Origin of the sequence: Nonomuraea sp. NPDC049784 (genome assembly GCF_040659615.1) — a bacterium.
Taxonomy (GTDB): domain Bacteria; phylum Actinomycetota; class Actinomycetes; order Streptosporangiales; family Streptosporangiaceae; genus Nonomuraea.
Genome location: NZ_JBFAMX010000037.1, coordinates 18,703 through 40,270, shown reverse-complemented (window position 1 = coordinate 40,270; position 21,568 = coordinate 18,703). Strand labels below are relative to the sequence as shown.

The window sequence follows — 21,568 nt, the reverse complement described above, 5'->3', positions numbered from 1 at the left end:
GGTCGCTGGCGTCCAGTAGCCGGCCGCGGGCGGCGAGCACGAGCCGGTCGTCGATCTGTACGTCGGTGTCGGCCGCGGCGGGGTTGGTGCACGGGGTCTGGCCGGTGGTGGCGAGGATGCGCCAGGCTCCGGGCTCGGACTGGTCGTCCGGGGTGGGCTCACTGAGGCGTTCGAGCAGGGTGACCGAGTCCAGCCCGAACGTCTCGCGCAGGCGGCCGAGCAGCGACGGAAGTGCCGCCTCGCCGCGCAGCACGTGCCCAGCCAGCGTGGACAGCGCCTCGGCGTCGGCGCGGGCGCGGGCTGCTTCTCTTGTACGGCGGGCGGCGATGTCCACGATCGTGCTGACCGCGGCCGCCACCAGCACGAACACGACCAGCGCGAACAGGTTCTCCGGGTCGTTGATGGTGAACTCGCCGATCGGCGGCGTGAAGAACCAGTTGAGCAGGAGCGATCCGCCGACGGCCGCGGTGATGGCCGGCCACATGCCGCCGGCCAGCGCGACCCCGACGGTCAGGCAGAGGAAGAAGAGGATCTCGCTGGGCAGCGACAGCACGTCCCTGAACGGCCACAGCAGGGCGGTGAGCAGCGGCATCCCGGCCACCGCCAGCACCCAGCCGGTCAAACGGCGCTTCGTGGTCAACGCCGCCCGGGAGCGTTCGGGCCGGCTGCGGCCCTTCTGCGCCTCCTCGTGGGTGATCATGTGGACGTCGATGGAGCCGGACAGGGCCGTGGTCTCGACCCCGACGCCGCGCGAGAAGACCTGCGCGAAGCGGCCCCTTCTCGACGCCCCGAGCACGAGCTGGGTGGCGTTGACGCCGCGGGCGAAGTCGAGCAGGGCTCGCGGGATGTCGTCGCCGACGACCTGATGGTAGGTGCCGCCCATGCTCTCCACGAGGGAGCGCTGGCGGGCCAGGTTCGCCGGGTCGCCCCCGCCCAGCCCGTCGGCGCTGGAGACGTGCACGGCCAGCAGGTCGGCGCCCTTGGTGCGGGCGGCGACGCGGGCCGCGCGGCGTACCAGAGTGTCGCCTTCCGGGCCGCCGGTGAGCGCGACCACGACGCGTTCGCGGGTCTCCCAGGTGGTGGCGATGCCGTGCTCGGCCCGGTAGCGGTCGAGCTGGTCATCGACTTTTCCCGCGACCCAGAGCAGGGCCAGCTCGCGGAGGGCGGTCAGGTTGCCGACCCGGAAGTAGTTCGACAGGGCCGCGTCGAGCTTCTCGGGTGCGTAGACGTTGCCGTGCGCCATCCTCCTGCGTAGGGCTTCCGGGGACATGTCGACCAGTTCGACCTGGTTCGCCCGCCGGACCACCTCGTCGGGCACGGTCTCGCGCTGCGGGATGCCGGTGATCTCCTGGACGACGTCGTTGACGGACTCCAGGTGCTGGATGTTGACCGTCGAGATGACGTCGATGCCGGCATCGAGGATCTCGTCGATGTCCTGCCAGCGCTTGACGTTCCTGGCGCCTGGCACGTTGGTGTGGGCCAGCTCGTCGATCAGCGCGATCTTCGGCTTGCGCGCGATGACGGCGTCCACGTCCAGCTCGGTGAAGGTGGCCCCGCGATAGACCAGCGCCTTGCGCGGGATCACCTCCATGCCCTCCAGGAGGGCCGTGGTGCGGGGGCGGCCGTGGGTCTCGACGAAGCCCACGACCACGTCCCGGCCGCGCTCCAGCCCGCGGCGGCCCTCGCAGAGCATCGCGTACGTCTTGCCCACCCCAGGCGCCGCGCCGAGGTAGACCCTTAGCCGCCCCCGCATGTCACCTCCCGTCGAGTGCGAGGTTGAGTTCCAGGACGTTCACCGCCGGCTCGCCCATGAAGCCGAGCGCCCGGCCCGTCGTGTTCTCGCCGATCAGCGCCTTGACCTGCTCGACGGAGATCCCGCGCTCCTTGGCCACGCGAGGCGCCTGCAGCTCGGCGTAGGCGACGGAGATGTGCGGGTCCAGGCCGGAGCCGCTCGCCGTGACGGCGTCGGCGGGCACGGCGGGCGTGCCCGCGTTCCCCTTGATCGGGACGGTCCGGCCCGCGGCGTAATCCTCGCCCGGCTTGGCGCACTCCACCTTCAGCCCTTGATACTCCGGCACGAACGGGGTGGCGGGGCAGGCCTGGTTGACGCTGACCGCCCGGTCGGGGAACACCTTCAGCACCGCACCCACACCGTCAGTGGTGCAGAACGGGCGGGCGCCGCTGACGCCCTCCAGCTCGCCGACTGCCTTGGAGCGGGCGCAGACCTGGGTGAGCAGCGACTGCTTTCCCTCGTCCGGGTTGCCGTCGGCGTCCTTGGCGCCGGGCACCGGCAGCACGTCGACGATGTCTTCGGGGCCGAGGTTGCTGGCGCCCGTCGAGGTCGGGTCGTAGCCGTCGCCGGCGGCCGACGGGCGGGACTGGAAGTACTTCTTGACCGGGTTGCCGTCGGCGTCGGTGAAGGACTGGCCGATGATCGCGCTGCCCGCGTCCTTTCCGCCGGCCTGCACGATCGACCCGTTGGCGTTGCCGTTGAACAGCGCCTGGGCGACGCCGGTGGTGACCAGTGGGTAGGTCAGGCCGAGCAGCACGGTCAGGACGACGACCGCCCGGATCGCGGCGAGATGCTGGCGGATCCAGCTAGGCATGCGTTCCATTTATGACATCCCCGGAAGGAACTGAATGAGCAGGTCGATGATTTTGATGCCGATGAACGGGGCGATGATGCCGCCCAGGCCGTAGACGTAGAGGTTGCGGGAGAGCAGCTTCGAGGCGCTGGAGGGCCGGTAGCGCACGCCGCGCAGGGCCAGCGGGATCAGCGCGATGATCACCAGCGCGTTGAACACGACCGCCGACAGGATCGCCGACTGCGGGCTGGCCAGGCGCATGATGTTCAGCGCGTCCAGGCCGGGATAGACCGCCGCGAACATCGCCGGGATGATCGCGAAGTACTTGGCGATGTCGTTGGCGATCGAGAACGTGGTCAGCGCGCCCCGGGTGATGAGCAGCTGCTTGCCGATCTCGACGATCTCGATGAGCTTGGTCGGGTTGGAGTCGAGGTCGACCATGTTCCCGGCCTCTTTGGCGGCCGAGGTGCCGGTGTTCATGGCGACGCCGACGTCGGACTGGGCCAGGGCGGGGGCGTCGTTGGTGCCGTCGCCCGTCATAGCGACCAGCCGGCCGCCCTCCTGCTCCTTCCTGATCAGCGCCAGCTTGTCCTCAGGCGTCGCCTCGGCCAGGAAGTCGTCCACCCCGGCCTCGTCGGCGATGGCCTTGGCGGTCAGCGGGTTGTCGCCGGTGATCATGACAGTGCGGATGCCCATCCGGCGCATCTCGTCGAAGCGTTCGCGCATGCCCTGCTTGACCACGTCCTTGAGGTGGATGACGCCGAGCACGCGGCCCTTCTCCGCGACGACAAGCGGGGTGCCGCCCGAGGCGGAGATGCCGTCCACGAGGTGGCCGACCTCGTCGGTGGGATGGCCGCCGGCATCGCGTACCCACTTCATCACCGCGGTGGCCGCGCCCTTGCGGACCTCCCTCCCGTCCAGGTTGACGCCGGACATGCGGGTCTGAGCGGTGAAGGGCACCCACTGGGCGTGGGCCAGCTCGCCCGGTTGGCGCTCCCGCAACCCATACTGCTGTTTCGCGAACACCACGATCGAGCGGCCCTCCGGCGTCTCGTCCGCCAGGCTGGACAGCTGCGCCGCCTGCGCCAGGTCCGCCTCGCTCACCCCCGCCACCGGGACGAACTCGCTGGCCTGCCGGTTGCCCAGCGTGATCGTGCCGGTCTTGTCCAGCAGCAGCGTGGAGACATCCCCCGCCGCCTCCACCGCGCGCCCGGACATGGCCAGGACGTTGCGCTGGACGAGACGGTCCATGCCCGCGATGCCGATGGCCGACAGCAGGGCGCCGATCGTGGTCGGGATCAGGCAGACCAGCAGCGAGACCAGCACGATGCCGGTGACCCCGTCGCCGGTCAGCGCCAGGGAGTCGGGCACTCCCGGGTTGATGGACTTGGAGTAGATGGCCAGCGGCTGCATGGTGGCGGTGGCGACCAGGAAGATGATCGTGAGCGCCGCGAGGAGGATGTTGAGGGCGATCTCGTTGGGCGTCTTCTGCCGGTTGGCGCCCTCGACGAGAGCGATCATGCGGTCGATGAAGCTCTCGCCGGGCTTCTGGGTGATCTGGACGATGATCTTGTCGGACAGCACCTTCGTGCCGCCGGTGACGGCGGAGCGGTCGCCGCCGGATTCGCGGATCACCGGGGCGGACTCGCCGGTGATGGCCGACTCATCCACCGACGCGATGCCCTCGATCACGTCGCCGTCGCCGGGGATGATCTCGCCGGCCTCGACGATGACGATGTCGCCTTGCTGGAGCTCGGGAGCTCTGATGACGTCCCACTCGGCCGAGGTGCGGCTCTTGAGCCGGCGGGCCTGCGTGTCGGTCTTGGCCTTGCGCAACGTGGCGGCCTGGGCCTTGCCGCGGCCCTCGGCCACGGCCTCGGCCAGGTTGGCGAAGACGACCGTCAGCCACAGCCAGATCACGATGGCCCAGGCGAAGAACGACGGGGTGGCGACCGCCAGCACGGTGGTGAACACGGCGCCGATCTCGACGATGAACATCACCGGGTTGCGCCACAGCGTGACCGGGTTGAGCTTCTTCATCGCGTCCGGCAGCGACCTGAGCATCTGTTTCGGATCGAGCAGACCGCCGCCCACGCGGCCGTTCCGCTTCGGCGCCGGGACCTGGCCCGGCGCATCGAGCACGGGGGTTGACATGTTACGAAAGTCCTTCTGCGATGGGGCCGAGCGCGAGGGCCGGGAGGAAGGTGAGGGCGACCAGGATGATCGTCACGCCGACGACCATGCCGACGAACTGCGGCCGGTGCGTCGGCAGCGTGCCCGCGCCCGCGGGCACCGGTGCCTGCTGGGCCAGTGAGCCGGCCAGCGCCAGCGTCAGGATGATCGGCAGGAACCGGCCGAACACCATGCACAGTCCGAGCGCCACGTCATACCAGGGCGTGTTGACCGTGATCCCGGCGAACGCCGAGCCGTTGTTGTTGGAGGCGCTGGTGAACGCGTACAGCACCTCGGACAGGCCGTGGGGGCCGCTGTTGAGCATGCTCGCTCGCTGCTCCGCCGAGCCCATCGCGAACGCGGTGCCGATCAGCACCAGCACCGGCGTGACCAGGAAGTACATCGACGCCAGCTTGATCTCGCGGGAGCCGATCTTCTTACCGAGGTACTCGGGGGTGCGGCCGACCATCAGACCCGCCACGAACACCGTGATCACGGCCAGGATCAGCATGCCGTAGAGACCTGACCCGACGCCGCCGGGGGCGACCTCGCCCAGCATCATGTTGAACAGCGTCATCATGCCGCCGAACGGGGTGAAGGAGTCGTGGAAGGAGTTCACCGCACCCGTGCTGGTCAGCGTCGTCGAGGCGGCGAAGGTGGCGGAGTTGGAGATGCCGAAGCGGATCTCCTTGCCCTCCATCGCCGCTCCCACCGCCTGCGGTACGGTCGCGTTGCCGGACAGCTCGAAGACATTGGTGAGCACGATGCTCGCGAGCGCGATGATGCCCATCACGGCGAGGATGGCGTAGCCCTGCTTGACCTGGCCGACCATCTTGCCGAAGGTGCGCGTCAGCGAGAACGGGATCACCAGGATCAGGAAGATCTCGAACCAGTTCGTCCAGCTCGTGGCGTTCTCGAAGGGGTGGGCGGAGTTGGCGTTGTAGAAGCCGCCGCCGTTGGTGCCCAGCTCCTTGATGACCTCCTGGCTCGCGACCGGGCCGCCGGTGATCGACTGGGTGCCGCCGGTCAGCGTGGTCACCTCGTGCAGGCCGGAGAAGTTCTGGATCAGCCCGCCGGCCACCAGGACGAGGGCGCCGACGAAGGCGATCGGCAGCAGGATGCGGACGGTGCCGCGTACCAGGTCCACCCAGAAGTTGCCGATCGTGTCGGACGTGCGGCGGGCGAAGCCGCGTACCAGGGCGATGGCCACCGCCATGCCCACCGAGGCGGACACGAAGTTCTGCACGGCCAGGGCGGCCATCTGGGTCAGGTGGCCCATCGTGGACTCGCCCGAGTAGGCCTGCCAGTTGGTGTTGGTGACGAAGCTGATCGCCGTGTTCCAGGCGATGTGGTCGGTGACGGGCTTCATGCCCAGGCTCAGCGGCAGTTTGTCCTGCAGCCGCTGGATGCCGTACACGACCAGGATCGAGATCACCGAGAACGCCAGCACGCTGCGCGCGTACACGCCCCAGCTCTGCTCGGCATCCGCACGCACCCCCAGCAATCGGTAGATGCCGCGCTCGACGACGTTGTGCTTGGTGGTCGTGTAAGCCCGGTACATGTAGTCGCCCAACGGCTTGTACACCAGAGCCAGGGCGACGATCAGGGAGATTATGAAGATCATCCCTGCCGCGGTCATGCTCATCAGAAACGCTCCGGGAAGAGCAGGGCCGCGACCATGAAGATCACCAGGCCGACGACTACGACAAGGCCAGTGGCATTGACGGCGCTCACAGCCGCTCCACCGCCTTTACCACGAGCCCGAAGATCACGAAGATCGCGATCGTCAGGGCGACGAAGATGACGTCGGCCATCCCCACTCCTCAATCTGGATATGTTGTTTCGGCCGCGCCTCAACCGGGGCGGCTACAAGGCAAGCAAACCCCGAGATTTGGGCGTTTTTGGCTTTCTTGACGGGTTCCATACGGCCTGAGCCTGATTTTTAACGGCATCCCTACGCGCGGCTTCGCGCACCGCCTTCGTGCCACGTCGGGACCCCGTAGAAGCTCGCCCCCGAACCGTTCAGGACCTGTCAAGACCGGCTGCCACCCCGCCCGCGACACCGTCCGGTCCATCGCCCGCGCCGGGTTCACCTCGAGCGTCTCGACCGCTTCGATGTCGACCCGGATCTCCCATGTGCTCGGGGCCGCGCGGCGCCCGTAACGCTCCTTGACGGCCTCACCACTCGCGCCGCCTTTCCGGTACTTTGTGCTCTGGAGCGCCGGGAAGTCTGGTCGGCATACGCAGCGGGTAGCCGAGGAGACGTGGTGCAGAGCGTGCAGGTGGTGCTTTTTCTGGTTGCGCTGGCGACCGTGGTGGCCACTTTCGCCGATCGGATCAGTGTGCCCGCCCCGTCGTTGCTGGTCGTGGCCGGTCTCGGCGTGGGGCTGCTGCCGTTCTCGGAGCAGATCCACGTCAGCCCCGAGATCGTCAGCCTGGTGGTGCTGCCGCCGCTGCTGTACGCGGCCGGCGAGGAGCTGTCGTGGCCGGAGCTCAAACGTCTGTGGCGGCCGGTGTCGCTGCTCGCGGTGGGGCTCGTGGTCGCCTCCGCCGCCGCGGTCGGCTTCTTGACGGCGTGGCTCACGCCGCTGCCGCTGGCCCTGGGGTTCGTGCTGGGAGCGGTCCTGTCGAGCACCGACCCGGTCGCCGTCACGGCGCTGGGCCGCAGGCTCGCGCTGCCGCCCCGGCTGCAGACGCTGGTCCAGGCCGAGAGCCTGTTCAACGACGCCACGAGCCTGATCCTGTTCCGGATCGCGGTCGCGGCGGCGGTGGCCGGGGGTGTCGCCGGCTGGAGCGGTGTCGCCGTGGACTTCCTGCGCCTGGCCGGGGGCGGGGCGGTGGTCGGCGCCGTGGTGGCCGCGGGTGTCTCCTTCGTACGGCGGCGCACGGAGGACCCCATCTTGGAGAGCGTGATCGCCCTCGTGACCCCGTACCTGGCCTACGTCCTGGCCGAGGCCGTCCACGGGTCGGGCGTGACCGCGGTGGTGGTGGCGTCGGTGATCCTCGGCATCAAGGCCCACCAGCTCACCAACTCCGGGATCCGGCTGCAGCTGACCGCGGTCTACGGAACGGTGATCTTCGTGCTGGAGAGTGTGGTCTTCAGCCTCATCGGGCTGCAGCTGCCCAGCCAGATCCGGCAGCTCACCGGCGCCGAGCAACCGTGGGTGGCGGCCGTGCCGGCCATCGTGGCCGTCCTGGTCCTCGTCCGGGTGGCGTGGATGTTCCCGCTGGCGGCGTTGCAACAGTGGCGCAGAGAGCGGCGGCTCCGGCCGACCTGGCAGGTGCCCGCGGTGATCTCGTGGGCGGGGGCGCGTGGCGTCGTGCCGCTGGCCGCGGCCCTGTCCATCCCGCTCACCACGGCCGCGGGCCAGCCGTTGCCGCATCGCAGCCTGCTGATGGTGCTGGCCACGGGCGTGATCGTGGTCTCCCTCATCGTGCAGGGCTTCACTCTGGCGCCGCTGGTCAGGCTGTCGGGCCTGGCCGTCGCCCCTGACCGCTCCCGTTCGGAGTACCTCAAGGTGTGGCGCCGGCTCGGGGAGAGGGCGGGCGAGTACGTAGACGAGTTGGAGGACCTGGAGGTGGTGTCTCCTGCGGTGCTCCATCATGTGCGCCGGTCCCTGCAGTTCGAGCTGGACCAGGAGTCGGAGCCGAAGCCCGGTGGCTACAACCAGGTGCGGCGGCAGGTGCTAGCCGTGCAGAGTACGGAGCTCAGCCGGATGTACGCGGCAGGCGAGGTGAGCGAAGACACCCGCCGCCGCATGCAGCGTCACCTGGACCGGCAGGACCTGCGCTTCACCAAGGAATAGAACGCCCGTAAAAGTGCCGTAGACGGGCGTCAAAACGGCGTCCAGGTTCCGTAGAGACGGGCGTCTAGCGGCTCCTCCCCGGCGAACATGAGGAGAATCCCCACGTAGGAGCCCTGTTGATGCCCAGCGTCGTCACGCCCGCGACCGTCGCCCACTCGTACCGGCTCGGATCGCACACCATCATGGTCGTCATCGCGCTCGTGGCCGGCTGCGCCGCCGGCGTCCTGGTCACCGTCTCGGTCGCCGACGCGATCCGCGCGTATCGCGCCACCCACCATCAGGTCGTCGCCCAGGTCGTCGAGGAGAAGGCCATCGTCGCCCAGGTGACCTGGAAGGACGAAGCCGGCGTACAGCGCACCGGCCAAGTGCGCACACCGCTGGACCACGTTTCCGACACGCGCGCCCGGATCTGGCTCGACCGCCAGGGCCGGCCGGCGCCGCGTCCTTTCGGACCGGTTGAGATCGTGTTCGGCTTCCTGGTCGCCGGCACTGTGGCCGGCGGAGTGACGTGGATGGCGTTGTGGCAGGCCCGCTCCCTGGCGCACCGATGGGTGGCCAGGAAAGCGGTCAAGGACCTGGACGAGCGCTGGCGCGACTACGCCCGCAACGGGTGATACCCGCCAGTCAGGGTGCGCGCTTGGCCTCCTCCTCCAGCAGCCAGGCCGGCTTGGCCTTGCGCGGCGGCCGGTACAGCCGCTTGACGGCGGTCGCCAGCGGGACGAGTGAGGCGACGATGAGCAGGACCACCACGACGTCGAGGACGTCCCGCGAGGGGAGCCAGCCGTAGGCCGGCACCAGCGTCCACATGGCCAGGGCGATCCCGGCCGGGCGCTGCGCGAAGCCGAGGTTGCGGAACTCCCTGGGCAGGTCGGGGTCGAAGTAGCGGCGCGACCAGGTACTGCCCGCGCCCGCCCCGAGGTCCTCGCGGCCGGTGTCTCTGGACCATTGGGTGAGCCCGCCGTCCACTGCGGTGGCCACGAAGCCGAATCTGTTCAGGATGCCGCCTGCCTTGCCCAGGCGGCCGGCCCACTTGATGGCGCGGGCTTCGCTGCGGGCGCGCGCGGCCTTGACGGTCAGGTTGCCGCCTGCGTACCCGATCTGGATCGCGTTGCGCGAACCCGAGTCTGCAGGTCAGAGGCTCTATCCTGGCCGCGCAGCCACTCAACGCGAAGGTTCGGCGGAGTGGATGCAGAAGCATTGTGCTGAGCTTGACGGGTTGTATGGCCGCGCCCCGTACCAGCCGGATCATCGGTCGGTATCGTTCGGCAGGGTGTGCCGGGCATTCAGCGCCACAGACACTCGCGCGGAGGGGGATCGCCGTGACCGATCGGCAGCGAGGGGCCTCGTCGGACGGATCCGCGCCGGGGGCGGTGAGCCACAGTCCGAGCGCGCACGACGCGGTACGGCTAGCGTTGGTGGTCGGCGCGCTCGGTGTGGTGTTCGGTGACATCGGGACCAGCCCGATCTACACCCTGCAGACCGTGTTCAATCCGAGCGACCCGCACCCCGTCCCGGTGAGCACCGAGAACGTGTTCGGGGTGGTGTCGCTCGTGTTCTGGTCGGTGATGATCATCGTCACGGTCACCTATGTGCTGCTGGCGATGCGCGCCGACAACGACGGCGAGGGCGGCATCATGGCGCTGATCACGTTGCTTCGGCGGTGGAGCGGACAACAGGGCCGGCGGGCAGCGGTCGTGCTGGCGGGGCTGGGCATCTTCGGCGCTTCGCTGTTCTTCGGGGACAGCATGATCACCCCGGCGATCTCGGTGCTGTCCGCGGTCGAAGGGCTCAAGGTCGTCCAACCGTCGCTGGGCGAGGCGGTCGTACCGATCACCGCAGTGATCATCGTGGTGCTGTTCGTGGTGCAGCGCAGGGGGACCGCAGCGGTTGGCCGGCTGTTCGGACCTGTGATGATCATCTGGTTCCTGGCCATCGGCGCGTGCGGCGTCGCCGGCATTGTCGACCACCCGGAGATCCTCAGGGCGTTGTCGCCGACATATGCGCTGGACTTCCTGGTCGGCCATTTCGGCACCGCCTTCTTCGCCTTGGCCGCGGTCGTGCTCGCGGTCACCGGCGCCGAGGCACTGTATGCAGATATGGGGCACTTCGGCCGCCGGTCGATCACCCGGGGCTGGCTGATCCTGGTGTTTCCCGCGTGCGTGCTCAGCTACCTCGGCCAGGGGGCGCTGATCCTCGACGGTCCGCAGCACATCAGCAGCCCGTTCTTCCTTCTCGTGCCCGAATGGGGACGGCTGCCGATGGTCCTGCTGGCCACGGCGGCCACGGTGATCGCCTCCCAAGCCGTTATCACTGGCGCGTACTCGGTCGCGTCCCAGGCCGCCCAGCTCGGCTACCTGCCGAGGCTACGGGTGGCGCACACCTCCGAGTCCAGGATCGGCCAGATCTACGTCCCGTGGATCAACTGGCTGCTGATGGTCTCAGTGCTCACCTTGGTCTTCGCCTTCCGCAGCTCGACGGCATTGGCCTTCGCGTTCGGCATGGCGGTGACCGGGACGATCACCATCACCACCCTGCTGCTGTTCTACGTCGCCCGCTGGAAGTGGGGAACGCCGTTGTGGCTGGTCGGTCTCGGGGCGACCGCGCTGCTGCTGGTGGACCTGCTGTTCGTCGCGGCAAACCTGACCAAGCTGATCCACGGGGCGTGGCTGCCGCTGCTGATCGGCCTCACAGCGTTCACCGTCATGACCACCTGGCATCGGGGCCGCGAGACCGTCACCGCGGAGCGTAAACGGCGCGAGGGATCGCTGCGCGAGTTCATCGGCGGACTGCGGAACAAGAAGTTGTTGACGCAACGGGTTCCAGGGACGGCCATCTTCCTGAACCGTGGCAAGGAGACCGCGCCGCTGGCGCTTAGGGCCAACGTCGAGCACAACCACGTGCGGCATGAACACGTCGTGATCATGTCGCTCGAGACCGAGCCAGTGCCCCGCGTTCCCGCGGACGAGCGGATCGTCGTCGACGACCTCGGCTACGCCAAGGACGGGATCATCCACGTAACTGCTCGGTTCGGCTACATGGAAACGCCGGACGTGCCCGGCTCGCTGCGGATGCTCGACCCGGCCATCACCGAGGGGCAGCTGCAGCTTGATGAGGCGTCCTACTTCCTGTCGAAGATCGAGCTCAGGCGCGGGACCGCGCCGACGATGGCGCCCTGGCGCAAGCGGCTGTTCGTGGCGGCCTCCTACATCACCGCCGACGCCGCCGAGTACTTCGGCCTACCGCGCGATCGCACGGTCATCATGGGCTCACAAATCGAGGTCTAGGCATGGCTCTCCTCTGGTGAGACGAGCTGGGCGGCCTCGAAGCTGCGCAGGCGGGCCAGCCGCTGCCGGTAGCTCATCGCGGGCAGGACGGCGGCCCACGCCTTGTCGGTCAGTTCACCGCCGAGCCAGACCGCCACCTGCTCCCAGCCCATCGCGGCCATCAGCCGGCTTCGGGTCACCGAACGGCACGCCGTCGAACTCATCCACGCCGCCGGCACCGGCGCCGTGCTCACCCTGCTGTCCGTTCCACCGGAGGACCGGGACCTCGACCTTGCCGACGCGATGTACGAGGCAGTGACGCAACTGATCCTCACCGACGTGCCGACGGTTCCCGGAAAGCACGACCGCGGCGACTGTCGCCTTTCGGGCCCCGACGCCTGACGTCGTCCCGGCTGCCGGTCTCCGCGCCGGCCGTCAGCTACCGAATTCGTAGCGCAGGTACAGCCCTGCGTCACGGATGACAGGGACGGACTGGATCAGCTTGACGAGAATCTGGTAGGCGATGGGCAGGCCGGGAGCGCGGCCCTGCAGGACGACACCGCTGACCACGTCGGTGCAGTGCAACTGCGGGACGGCGCGCTCCAGGTCGTCGGGGCCGTTGATCGCCCAGTGCATGGTGGCCCCGAAGTGACGGTGCACCAGCTTGTTCTGCCGGCGCAGGGCATAGGAGTTGTGGGTGTCGAGGATGACGGCCCCGCGGGCGAAGTGGTCGGTAAGGCGGCGGAACAGCGACTGTCCCTCCTCCGGCTGGAGGTACATGGTCAGCCCTTGCGCCACGATCAGCGTGGGCAGATCGGGCCGGATCTGCTCCAGCCAGTCCGGCTCGGTCACGGACGAGCCGATCAGGTGGTAGTTGTCGCGGCTCGGGAAGATCTTGCGGCGGACCTCGGCCACTTCGGGGTAGTCGACGTCGTACCAGGTCACGCCCGCCCCCGGAGCGACCCGCCAGACGCGCGAGTCCAGGCCGGCACCCAGGTTCACCACGGTGGCCCGTTCATGCTGGGCCAGGAACTGGGCGGTCCAGCCGTCGAAGTGCTTGGCGCGGGTGGTGACGGCGAGCGCCGTGAGCTTCGGTGAGAGCTTCAGCCGCGCGAAGTCGTAGTCGACCTTCTCCAAAGCCTGTGCGGCGACGGTGTCGCCGAGGATGCTCGGGGTGGCGTGCGCGTCGTGAGCCAACCCGTACAGCATGATCAGCGACGTGCCCATCGCCTCGTCCAGTCGTACCTTGACGCCTGCCATGTGCAAACTCCTTGCGCTCGCGGGTCAGGTCCCGGGGAAGGGTCAGACTTCCTCGACTTCGAACGATGTCGCCTGCGGCAGATAGCCGGCCAGGTCGGCCAGCCACTGCCGGTAGAGATCGGCCAGCTCGCCCGCCGCGGCCCGCAGCGTGGCCTCCGACGGCTCGGTGGCGGGCTCGAAGGCCCGGCGCAGTGTGGTCACCAGGGCGTCGGCCTTGGCCTCCAGATCCAGCTCCGCGCCCGGGATGTCATCGGTGCCCGGTGGACCGGCTTCAAGCAGGTAAGAGCCGAGTACCGCGGCGGAAAGCCGGTAGAACAGGGTCGGATCGGTCGCGGGATCCTCGGCCAGCAGGCCGTGCTCGTACAGGATCGTCAGATAGCGCGCCGTCGTGTCGACCTTGCCTAGGACGTAGTGCGATCCGGCTTCGCTCCGCGTCAGCACCTCGCCGAGCATGACGTGGTCGCCGGTGGCCAGCGCCTTGACCACCGGGCTGCGCATGGTCAGCAGGAACGACCGGCGGATCGAGCGATGCAGCCGGACCTCGGCCGGATCGGCACGCACCGCGGCGAACTGCGCGGCGACCAGCCGGGCCGTGCTCCGGGCGAGCACGGCCGCGAACAGGTCCCGTTTGCTCGTCCAGTAGAGGTACACGGTTCCCTTGCCCACGCCGGCCCGGCCCGCGACCTCGTCGATGGTGACCTTGCGATAGCCGTACGCGAGGAGCAACTCCTCCGCAGCGTCGAGGATGCGAGACACCTTCACTTGCGACACGAGCAACCCCAGACCTGACCGACTGACTAGATCCGTTTCCTAGTCAGGATAGCCCGCAACGCCGGGAAAGGGGAAGATCATTTGAAGCACCGGGTGCGCTCGACCGCTGGCGGGTGGCCGGGCTCCCGTACGGACTGGGGCGATCGCCGCCGTAGGCCTCCTTCTCGGCACCCCAGATAACGGACGCATCGTCTGGGCCGGTAACTACTCGGCTGGCTTCTTCTGATCCACCGGATCTGGGATTCGAGGGTCTGCGCCGACATCGGATGATCATCGCGCCGGCCATCAGGCTCGCTGGTCAGACCTAGATCAGATCCACCGGCGATCAGAGGCTCCCAACCGAGCAGCGCGCAAATTCGAGGCTAGCCTTTCATGAGTTGGGCGAGGCGGTCCCACGCTGGGGATGAGGCTCCGGGCTGGGATTGCGCGGCCAGTCGGGCGATAGTCGGGTTGTGGACGGGGCGGGTCTCGGATCGGCTGTGGTGATGGGTGAACCAGTTCCGGGTACGGTCGGCGAGGTCGGGCAGGCGGGGATCGTTCGGCGACCAGTCGTAGGCGGCGTCATGTTCGAGGTAGAGGGCGCGGAAGTCGGGATCGGTCATGAGCTCGCGTTTTTCGGAGATCCAGAGGGAGGCGTCCTCGGGTGAGGCGGTTTGCATGAGGATCCAGCCGTCGCGTTCCAGGTGTATCTGGCGTTCGCTGACGCCGAGCCGGCGCAAGTCGTCGAGATAGTCGGCGACTTGCGGGGAGACGAAGAGCCGGTCGTCGCCGCGCAGTTGGGCGAGTTGGTCGCGGGTCCGCTGCAGCTGCACGATGCGGTCTTGGAGGTTGTGGTCGATCTCGGCGATGGCTGCCGTGAGCGCGTCGGTGCCGGCGTCAAGGAGGTCTTTGATGCGGGCCAGTGGCACGCCCGCATGGGCCAGGGTCCTGATCTTGACGAGGTCGATGGCGTCTTTGGCGGTGTAGCGGCGGTAGCCGGAGGAGTCGCGGCCGGGCTCGGGGAGCAGGCCGCGCTCGTGATAGTGGCGGATGGCTTTGATGGTCACTCCGGCGTAGTCCGCGAGCTGGCCGATCGTGAGCATGCTGGACATCCTTCCACCCGGCTTGTCGGTCGGTATGGTCAGGTCCGTCGGGTCAGGCGGCCGCCGCCGTTGCGGAAGCGCGCTTGGCCGTCGCGGATGTCGTGGTAGGAGACGAGCAGCAGTCGCAGGTATCCGTCGAACGTCTCCAGTGGGTATCCGGCGGGCGCGAAGAGGCCGGGCCGGATGGGAATGTAGCGCTGCGGCGGGGCGGAGGTCATGCCGCCGGCGAACTCGGTGAAGATCTGCTTCTGCGATTCGTCCGCCGGTTCGTAGGTCATCCGCTCCTCGAGCTGACCATCGACGATGCTGACGTCGATGCGGAGCTGGTTGGAGCGGTAGGTGCCCACGTATGGGGTGAGGTCGACGTCCTGCTCCACCTGGGTGATCAGAGTGGGGATCTGGACGCCGAGATGCTCGCTCAGGGCCCACTGCAGGATCTGGTCCTGCAGCATGATCGCCCCCGGGGTGTTGCCGAAGGCGGTGAAGACCAGGTCGTGTTCGGGTACGACGCACAGGATGGACACGCCGCCGGGTGACGCGCCCGACATGGCGAGCACGGTGGTGTCGCCGAACGGGTAGCGCACCCAGCCCAGGCCCATCGGCGGGACGTTCGGGGTCGCCATGTCGTGCGAGGTCTGCTGCATCAGCGCGGTCGACTCGGCCGACAGGACGCGTGTGCCGGAGGGGGACACACCGCCCGCCAGGTGGGTGCGTCCGAAGGCGAGCAGGTCGGCGATGGTGCCGATCGGCGTGCCGCCGGCCGGCCCCCAGGTGTCGGGCAGCGTGAACATGCCTGTGGGCTTGGCCGCAATGGTCTCGGGGTCCAGGAAGTGGCCGACAGCCGTGCTGCGCAGGATGGCCTGCTCGGCTGAGGTGCTGGAGTCCTTCATGCCGACGGGTGCGTAGACGTCGCGCTCGAGCAGGTCGGGGAAGGACATGCCGGTCACCACTTCCAGCAGGCGGCCCGCGACGATCATGCCGCCGTTGGAGTAGCTGAGCTGCTCGCCGGGCTCGAACAGGGTGCCGCAGCTGCTCGCGAGGCCGGCGACGTAGGTCTTCAGAGCGTCGCGGCCCTTGGCGTCAGGGAAGAACAGGTCCGCGTCGATGCCGTTGGTGTGGGAGATCAGGTGCCGGACCAGGATCTTGTCCGCCGCGCCCGGTGCGGCCAGGGCGAATTCGGGAAGGTACTTCACCACCGGCGCGTCGAGCTCCAGCAGTCCTCGGTCGACCTGCTGCAGGACCAGCGTGGTGGTCAGGACCTTGGTGACAGAGCCGAAGAGGAATCCGGTGTCGTCGAGCATCGGTGCGCCGGTGGCGACGTTCGCGGTGCCGTGGGCGACGACGATCTGCTCGCCGGCGTGGTAGACGCCGGCGACAAATCCGGGGATGTTGTTGGACTCGCAGTGGGCGGCGATCTGCTCGCGGATCTGAGCTTCGACGGTGTGCAGTGCGTTGTTGTTCATGCAAGCCATCGTCTGAGCTTGACCCTGGGGCAAGGTCAAGCCCGGAACGCGGAAAATTGCCTTCCACGGCCGCGCCGACGGCCTGCGGTACCGTGCCGTCGCCCGCCAGTTCGGTGGCGTTGACCAGGCTCACGCTCAGCACGGCGATCACAGCCATCACCGCGACGATCGCGTATCCCTGCCGGTTGTCCCCAGTCATGCGGCCGACGACGCGCGGCAGCGCGAACGGGATCAGCAGGAACAGGAAGATCTCCAGCCAGTTGGTCCAGGTGGTGGGGGTTCTCGAAGAGGTGGGCCGAGCCGGCGTTGTAGAAGCCGCCGTCATTGGTACCGAACTCCTTGATGGCATCCATGCTGGCGACAGGGCCACCGGTGATCATCTGCTCGCCTCCGGCCGGTGTGGTGACGGGGTACGGCGCGGCGAAGTTCTGCACGACCCCTCCAGCCACCAGCACAAGCGCCGCCACGAACGCGACCGGGAGCAGCACCCGCACGACTCCCCGGAGTACGCCTGCCAGTCAGTGTTGGTTACAAACTGGCTGCGGTGTTCCGGGCTAGGTCGGGCGATACGGCCGGCATCCCGAGGCTGAGCCAAAGCCGGTCCTGGACCCCCTGCATGCCGCACAAGACCAGAATCGAGACCACCGAGAAGGCCGGCACGGACCGGAGGTAGACGCCCCAGCGCTGCTCGGCGCCGGGGTCGACGCCGACGAGCCGATACAGGACGCGCAAGTGCGCCCGACCCGAACTTCGGCCGGATCCTGGCCGCCTACGGGGGCATCTTCGTGGCCGGCTCGCTGGGCTGGGGCATCGTGGTCGATGGCTTCCGAACCGACCGGTTCGACGTGATCGGCGCGCTGATCTACCTGGCGGGCGTTGCGGTCATCATGTACGCCCCACGCTCCTAGGGCGTTCCCGTGATCATGTGACTGGGTGACGAAGCCAGATCCGGATCGAGGCGGCATCGACGGTGCTGCGCTCCTTGTAGCGGACAGGGTCGAAGGCGGGTACGGCTCGCGCGGCGGCGTGCCGGCCTGGACGCTGTTGGTGGTTGGCAGTCTCGCCAGCTCACCGGGATACCCGCGGGTCGGTTCCTGCCTACGGCCCGTCAGTTGCTTGCGAGTGGCCAGAGTACGAGGAGTTGGTTCACAGGGACCATGTGTGGCATCGAGCCCGGGGGCGAACGGAAGGGTAGTCGTTTTCGGGATCGATGGTCGTGTGGCCTGCCGGGTGCTAGGCCTTGCGGAAATGGCCTCTCGCCGACGGGACCGCGAGCAGGATGATGACGAGGAGCGAGCCCAGCGTGGTCAGGACGAGCTTGGCAATGTTGGCAGCGGGCAGCCAGCCGGGCATGACGTGCATGGCAGCGTCGATGAGGGCTTGCGCATCGATGCGCGCGAGCATGGAGTCCCCTGAGTTCTTGAACGAGGACTCCAGCAACTGAGCGGTGAAGAGTTGCTTGGGGATGATGACGACCCCAAGGGCGATGAGGATGGGCTGGAAGATCCAGGAAAGGATCCGGCCGATCCTCTTGCCCGCCAGGTTGAGCAGCGCCAAGGTCACCAGAATCAGGGCGAGCACGATGGCCAACGTCTCGCTTCCCCGGAAGTTGATGCCTTGCTGGGCCAGGACGGCGGCGGGGAGCCCCTGCCGCGCCATCTCAGTCTCGGCGGCCGCCTGAGCGCCTGCCCCGTACCGGAGAACGACGAAGGTGCCGAGCAGGAAGGGGATGACGGTCAGCAGTTGGAGCGTCGTGGCGATGACGACGCTGCTGGGGCGGCGCGTTTCCTGGTTGCGAACGTGAGTGATCATGGCTGCTCCTCGTCGAGCCAATTTGAACTAAGTGCAACCGTATGCTGACTGTTGAACTAAGTGCAAGTCGTAGAAGTCGAACTTTGTGCAAGCCTGTGAATATCCTGAGGCCATGCCGCGTGACACGCTGACGAGGGACCAGATCGTCCTGGCCGCCATCGAGGTCCTCGACGCCGAAGGCGTGAACGGCCTGAACATGCGGCGGCTCGGAGCCCAGCTGAACTCGGCGGCCACGGCGATGTACTACCACGTCAAGAGCAAGGACGAGCTGGTGGTGCTGGCCGCCGATCACGTCTTCGGCGAGATCGAGTTGCCGGATCTCGGCATGCTGGGATGGCGGGAGGTGGCGGGGAGGCTGGCGCGCGGCGCCCATGCGATGATTACCCGCCATTTCTGGTTGATACCGGCCATGAGCACGCATCTCATCTACGGCCCAGGCAAGGCCCGCTACGACGAGCACTGCCTGGCGGTCTACGAAGCCGCCGGCTTCAGCGATCGGGACGCCGACCAGGCCGCCGCCACGGTTCTGATGTACGTGATCGGCGCCGCGCAGGGCGAGGTCGCGGAGCAGGCCTGGCGGGCGCAGCTGCGCCGTGCAGGCGCGGACGAGGAGCAGCAGGTGCGCGAGACCATCGCGCACATCACCGAGGTCGCCCAGCAGTTCCCCCGGCTACGCGCCCGCACCGCACCCTCGGTGGACCCCACCGCCGCCCAGCCACCCGAGGCCACCTTCGAGTTCGGCCTGCACGCTCTCCTCGACGGTCTGCAAGCACGGCTCGCGGCCGGCTCGACGCACCCGCATTGACCGCCGGGAGAGCTGGGCAGTACACCGGCGCCGTCGTACATGTCGAATCCCGCTGATTCGGCATGAGCGCGATTCGGGCACGTCATCGCCCAGACTGTCGCAATCAGTACCGCCACAGGTCCTACGGGAGATCAATCACCGGCAATCGACGGCACGCCATCGGTCCACCGGTGTGATCTCGAGGTTCTTGGTAAATTGTCTTCGATCTCCACCTCGTGCGGGCTCGTCGGCTCTGTCCATGGTCGTGGACGTTCAGGTAGGCCAGTCTTAAGATGCTCGCGCCGGCTTCCGTCAGAAGGGCCAGTCCGCCGTACGTGCCATCTCGACGTGCGGGATCGCGGTGAACCAGCCGCTGGAGACGTCGGTGATCACGTGTTCCTGGCCCGGACCCGTGATGGCCTCGGCGGCTTCGGCTGCCTGGTCGGGATGGGTGAGCACGACGACCCTGTCCTGGCCGGTCACGTGGGCGCGGATGACCTGGGCCGGGCTCGCCGAGCCGCCCACGCCCTCACCGAAGCGGTCGAGTACGTCCAGCAGCGGCTCTCCCGGCCGGACCGTCACCGTGGCGACGGGCGTACCGAGCGCGACGACCTGAGCGTGGGAGGCGCGGCAGGCCAGCGCCGCGCCGAAGACCGTGGCGGCGTCCGCCCTGGTCAAGCCGGCGCTCGCAGGACCGGCCATGAGGTCGCCCCGGTCGATCAGCACGAGCGTGCGGCCGGGCAGCGCCGGAATGTTGGCCAGCGAGACCTCCATGGCCAGCCGGAGCGCGCGGCTCCAGCGCGAGCCAGGAACTGAGCGCAGGGCGGTGAAAACCTCCAGCGGCGTCACCCCGGAGCGCAGCACCGACGCGGGCTCCGCGAGCTCCCCGGCCACCTGATGGGCGATGTCGTCGGGCATCCCGTCGCGGTCGAAGGCGGCCAGGTGGGTGAGCCGGTCCCGGTAGGACATGGACGGCACCACGGCCGCCCAGGCCGGACCGGTCATCGTGCCGAGCAGCCAGCGTTGCACGGTGGCCCCGGTCATGGCGGCCTCCGCCAGCGTACGGGCCGCGCCGGAGCGTTCCAGCAGGATGGGCCGCCGGGCGGGAGGGAGCTGGTAGAGGGCTCGGCGGGCGCGAAGCAGGGAGAGCGATGCGGGGATGTCGTCGAGGTCGCCGCGCCTGCGAGCGACGGCGTGGCGGAACACGGCCGCCTGCCTCGTTCCCTGGGGAACCGGGTGCGTCAGCGACAGCACATCTGCGAAGCGCAACGGGGCGCCGGGGCCGTCGTAGGTGGCCAGGGCGAGCTCGTCGTAGAGCCGGGCGGCGGCGTCGGCGATGCCGCGCTTGACGGGCTGGGGGAGAGCTCTGCCGTACCAATGGAGCCAGTAGGCGAGCAGCTCGCCGGGCTCGTCGGCGCGGTGCAGGCACTGGTCGATCAGTTGCCGGGTGCCCGCGGAGCCGGTCTCGAGGCGGGCCTGCGCCAGCTCGGCGAGCGTGGCCAGCCGCAGGTTGCGCAGCGGGGCATGGCGGCCCATCCAGCCGAGCATCCGGATCAGCCAGCCCTCGTCGGTCCTGGCCAGCCGTGTTGCGAGAGCCACGTACCGCCCGCTCGGGACGCGGGCGTGCGCGTCGCCGAGCGCCCTGGCCGCGAGGAGGAGGATCTCCTTCTTGATCGTTTCCACGCTCGTCGAGGCGCGGGTGGTCATGGATGGTCAACTCCGGTCGATGCGAAGAGGGTGAAGGGGCCTCCCGAGAAAGGGGAGCCGACCGTGACACGGCATGCCCGGCCGTGTCTCGCGGTGGCCGCAGGCGCACCGGGAGGCCTCGTACCGGTCATCGGGGGATGGGGAGCGGCACGCCGCGGACCGCTGTGCTTGGCCCGCACTGCACGTGTCCTGGGAAGGACGGGATGTGTCAGCGCCCTCCACTATGCGCGGTTCCGAATACCGCCGCAAGCGACCTATACGGCCCCTTGATGCCTTTCGCGTATGAAGTGGATAAATGCCAGTAGAGATTCCCCGTGATCAGCCGAGGGACATGGCGTGCCGTCAATGTCACGTCAATATTTCCGCGGCCGGCGTCCGAATTGCGTAGCGATCGCGGATTGCGGCCGGCAACGGTTCTAGCGTCTGCCGTGTACGACTCTTCGCTGGAAGGAAGCAGATGTCAGAGCCCCGATTGTGCGTGCCCGTCACGGTGGGCACGTGCGCCTCGACCCTTCGGTTGTTCCGTACGGCCTCGGGCAAGCGGACGGCGGTCGCGTTCTCCTCGCCGCTCAAGCTGGCCAAGGTGCTCGGAGCCGGCCAGCAGTGGGTACTGCTGACCGCCCCGGCGCTGCGCGGCATGATCGCCGAGCTGGACGTCATCGGCATCGTCATCGACCCGGCGGGCACGATGACCAGGCCCGCGAAGCGGGTGGCCTGATGTGCATCCTGCACCAGGATCAGGCAGGGCAGGAGTCGCTGATAGCCGACGAGTCCTGCCCCGGATTCCAGCCGGTCGCGGGCGCTGAGGGGACACCTGAGGATTTTGCCGTGGGCGAGTCCGGCATGCGCTGCCACGCCTTCCC

20 protein-coding genes and 3 pseudogenes are annotated in these 21,568 nt (G+C 68.4%); 7 read left to right on the top strand and 16 right to left on the bottom strand.

Features of this window, described 5'->3' with window-relative positions:
• From AB0J09_RS11935 to kdpF, 5 genes are all read right to left on the bottom strand, one after another.
• Positions 1-1,753 (bottom strand): DUF4118 domain-containing protein (locus AB0J09_RS11935; protein WP_360689018.1); only part of this gene is annotated, 1,753 nt, incomplete at its 3' end.
• Between the two features lies 1 nt (position 1,754).
• The gene (locus tag AB0J09_RS11930) at positions 1,755-2,615 is read right to left on the bottom strand and encodes a potassium-transporting ATPase subunit C (protein ID WP_360689016.1); all 861 of its coding nucleotides are present in this window, start codon (positions 2,613-2,615) and stop codon (positions 1,755-1,757) included.
• Positions 2,616-4,649, bottom strand: a complete 2,034-nt coding sequence (kdpB, locus tag AB0J09_RS11925) for a potassium-transporting ATPase subunit KdpB (protein ID WP_360689020.1) — start codon at positions 4,647-4,649, stop codon at positions 2,616-2,618.
• Between the two features lie 91 nt (positions 4,650-4,740).
• A complete protein-coding gene (gene kdpA, locus AB0J09_RS11920) occupies positions 4,741-6,402 on the bottom strand; it encodes a potassium-transporting ATPase subunit KdpA (RefSeq protein ID WP_360689014.1) in 1,662 nt (553 codons plus the stop codon).
• On the bottom strand, positions 6,402-6,491 hold the full coding sequence (gene kdpF, locus AB0J09_RS11915; protein WP_350811823.1) for a K(+)-transporting ATPase subunit F: 90 nt from the start codon (positions 6,489-6,491) through the stop codon (positions 6,402-6,404). Before kdpF ends, kdpA begins: the two co-directional genes overlap by 1 nt.
• 533 nt (positions 6,492-7,024) lie before the next feature.
• Here kdpF and AB0J09_RS11910 point away from each other — a divergent pair.
• Positions 7,025-8,563, top strand: a complete 1,539-nt coding sequence (locus AB0J09_RS11910; protein ID WP_360689011.1) for a Na+/H+ antiporter — start codon at positions 7,025-7,027, stop codon at positions 8,561-8,563.
• A 119-nt stretch (positions 8,564-8,682) separates the two neighbouring features.
• Positions 8,683-9,177 carry a hypothetical protein gene (locus AB0J09_RS11905; RefSeq protein ID WP_360689009.1) on the top strand — a complete coding sequence of 165 codons (495 nt, stop codon included), beginning with the start codon at positions 8,683-8,685 and terminating at the stop codon, positions 9,175-9,177.
• A gap of 10 nt (positions 9,178-9,187) precedes the next feature.
• Here the strand turns inward: AB0J09_RS11905 and AB0J09_RS11900 are convergent, their stop codons facing one another.
• The gene (locus tag AB0J09_RS11900; protein WP_360689007.1) at positions 9,188-9,541 is read right to left on the bottom strand and encodes a hypothetical protein; all 354 of its coding nucleotides are present in this window, start codon (positions 9,539-9,541) and stop codon (positions 9,188-9,190) included.
• A 341-nt stretch (positions 9,542-9,882) separates the two neighbouring features.
• Between AB0J09_RS11900 and AB0J09_RS11895 the strand changes: the two genes are divergently transcribed.
• Positions 9,883-11,847: a potassium transporter Kup gene (locus AB0J09_RS11895; protein ID WP_360689006.1), complete on the top strand. Its 1,965-nt coding sequence runs from the start codon at positions 9,883-9,885 to the stop codon at positions 11,845-11,847.
• Here AB0J09_RS11895 and AB0J09_RS11890 read toward each other — a convergent pair.
• Positions 11,844-12,026: a hypothetical protein gene (locus AB0J09_RS11890; RefSeq protein WP_360689004.1), complete on the bottom strand. Its 183-nt coding sequence runs from the start codon at positions 12,024-12,026 to the stop codon at positions 11,844-11,846. The genes AB0J09_RS11895 and AB0J09_RS11890 overlap by 4 nt on opposite strands.
• Before the next feature lie 46 nt (positions 12,027-12,072).
• Between AB0J09_RS11890 and AB0J09_RS11885 the strand changes: the two genes are divergently transcribed.
• Complete coding sequence (locus AB0J09_RS11885) at positions 12,073-12,228, top strand: hypothetical protein (RefSeq protein ID WP_360689002.1); 156 nt, start codon at positions 12,073-12,075, stop codon at positions 12,226-12,228.
• A 33-nt stretch (positions 12,229-12,261) separates the two neighbouring features.
• Here the strand turns inward: AB0J09_RS11885 and AB0J09_RS11880 are convergent, their stop codons facing one another.
• The 7 genes and pseudogenes from AB0J09_RS11880 to AB0J09_RS11850 form a co-directional block, all read right to left on the bottom strand.
• Entirely contained in the window at positions 12,262-13,086 is an 825-nt protein-coding gene (locus AB0J09_RS11880; protein WP_360689000.1) for a class I SAM-dependent methyltransferase, read from the bottom strand.
• A gap of 42 nt (positions 13,087-13,128) precedes the next feature.
• Positions 13,129-13,848, bottom strand: coding sequence for a helix-turn-helix domain-containing protein (locus tag AB0J09_RS11875; RefSeq protein WP_360688998.1), 720 nt, complete (start codon positions 13,846-13,848; stop codon positions 13,129-13,131).
• Between the two features lie 371 nt (positions 13,849-14,219).
• Entirely contained in the window at positions 14,220-14,939 is a 720-nt protein-coding gene (locus AB0J09_RS11870) for a MerR family transcriptional regulator (protein WP_360688996.1), read from the bottom strand.
• Between the two features lie 38 nt (positions 14,940-14,977).
• Entirely contained in the window at positions 14,978-16,402 is a 1,425-nt protein-coding gene (locus AB0J09_RS11865; protein ID WP_360688994.1) for a serine hydrolase domain-containing protein, read from the bottom strand.
• A gap of 97 nt (positions 16,403-16,499) precedes the next feature.
• Positions 16,500-16,727, bottom strand: a pseudogene (locus AB0J09_RS11860) (potassium-transporting ATPase subunit KdpA); the annotation flags it as partial.
• 16 nt (positions 16,728-16,743) lie between these two features.
• Positions 16,744-16,851, bottom strand: a pseudogene (locus AB0J09_RS11855) (hypothetical protein); the annotation flags it as partial.
• A gap of 79 nt (positions 16,852-16,930) precedes the next feature.
• The gene (locus AB0J09_RS11850) at positions 16,931-17,134 is read right to left on the bottom strand and encodes a potassium-transporting ATPase subunit KdpA (protein WP_360688992.1); all 204 of its coding nucleotides are present in this window, start codon (positions 17,132-17,134) and stop codon (positions 16,931-16,933) included.
• Between the two features lie 5 nt (positions 17,135-17,139).
• On the opposite strand from AB0J09_RS11850, the pseudogene AB0J09_RS11845 reads away from it, so the two are divergent.
• A pseudogene (locus tag AB0J09_RS11845) lies at positions 17,140-17,310 on the top strand (YnfA family protein); the annotation flags it as partial.
• A gap of 325 nt (positions 17,311-17,635) precedes the next feature.
• Here AB0J09_RS11845 and AB0J09_RS11840 read toward each other — a convergent pair.
• Positions 17,636-18,214: a hypothetical protein gene (locus AB0J09_RS11840; protein WP_360688990.1), complete on the bottom strand. Its 579-nt coding sequence runs from the start codon at positions 18,212-18,214 to the stop codon at positions 17,636-17,638.
• Between the two features lie 112 nt (positions 18,215-18,326).
• Between AB0J09_RS11840 and AB0J09_RS11835 the strand changes: the two genes are divergently transcribed.
• Positions 18,327-19,019 (top strand): TetR/AcrR family transcriptional regulator C-terminal domain-containing protein, encoded by a 693-nt coding sequence (locus AB0J09_RS11835; protein ID WP_360688988.1) that lies wholly within the window; start codon positions 18,327-18,329, stop codon positions 19,017-19,019.
• A gap of 291 nt (positions 19,020-19,310) precedes the next feature.
• Here AB0J09_RS11835 and AB0J09_RS11830 read toward each other — a convergent pair whose 3' ends face one another.
• A complete protein-coding gene (locus AB0J09_RS11830; protein ID WP_360688986.1) occupies positions 19,311-20,705 on the bottom strand; it encodes a TROVE domain-containing protein in 1,395 nt (464 codons plus the stop codon).
• Positions 20,706-21,162: 457 nt separating this feature from the next.
• Here AB0J09_RS11830 and AB0J09_RS11825 point away from each other — a divergent pair, with 457 nt between their 5' ends.
• On the top strand, positions 21,163-21,423 hold the full coding sequence (locus tag AB0J09_RS11825) for an SAV_915 family protein (protein WP_360688984.1): 261 nt from the start codon (positions 21,163-21,165) through the stop codon (positions 21,421-21,423).
• The last annotated feature ends 145 nt before the right edge of the window (positions 21,424-21,568 follow it).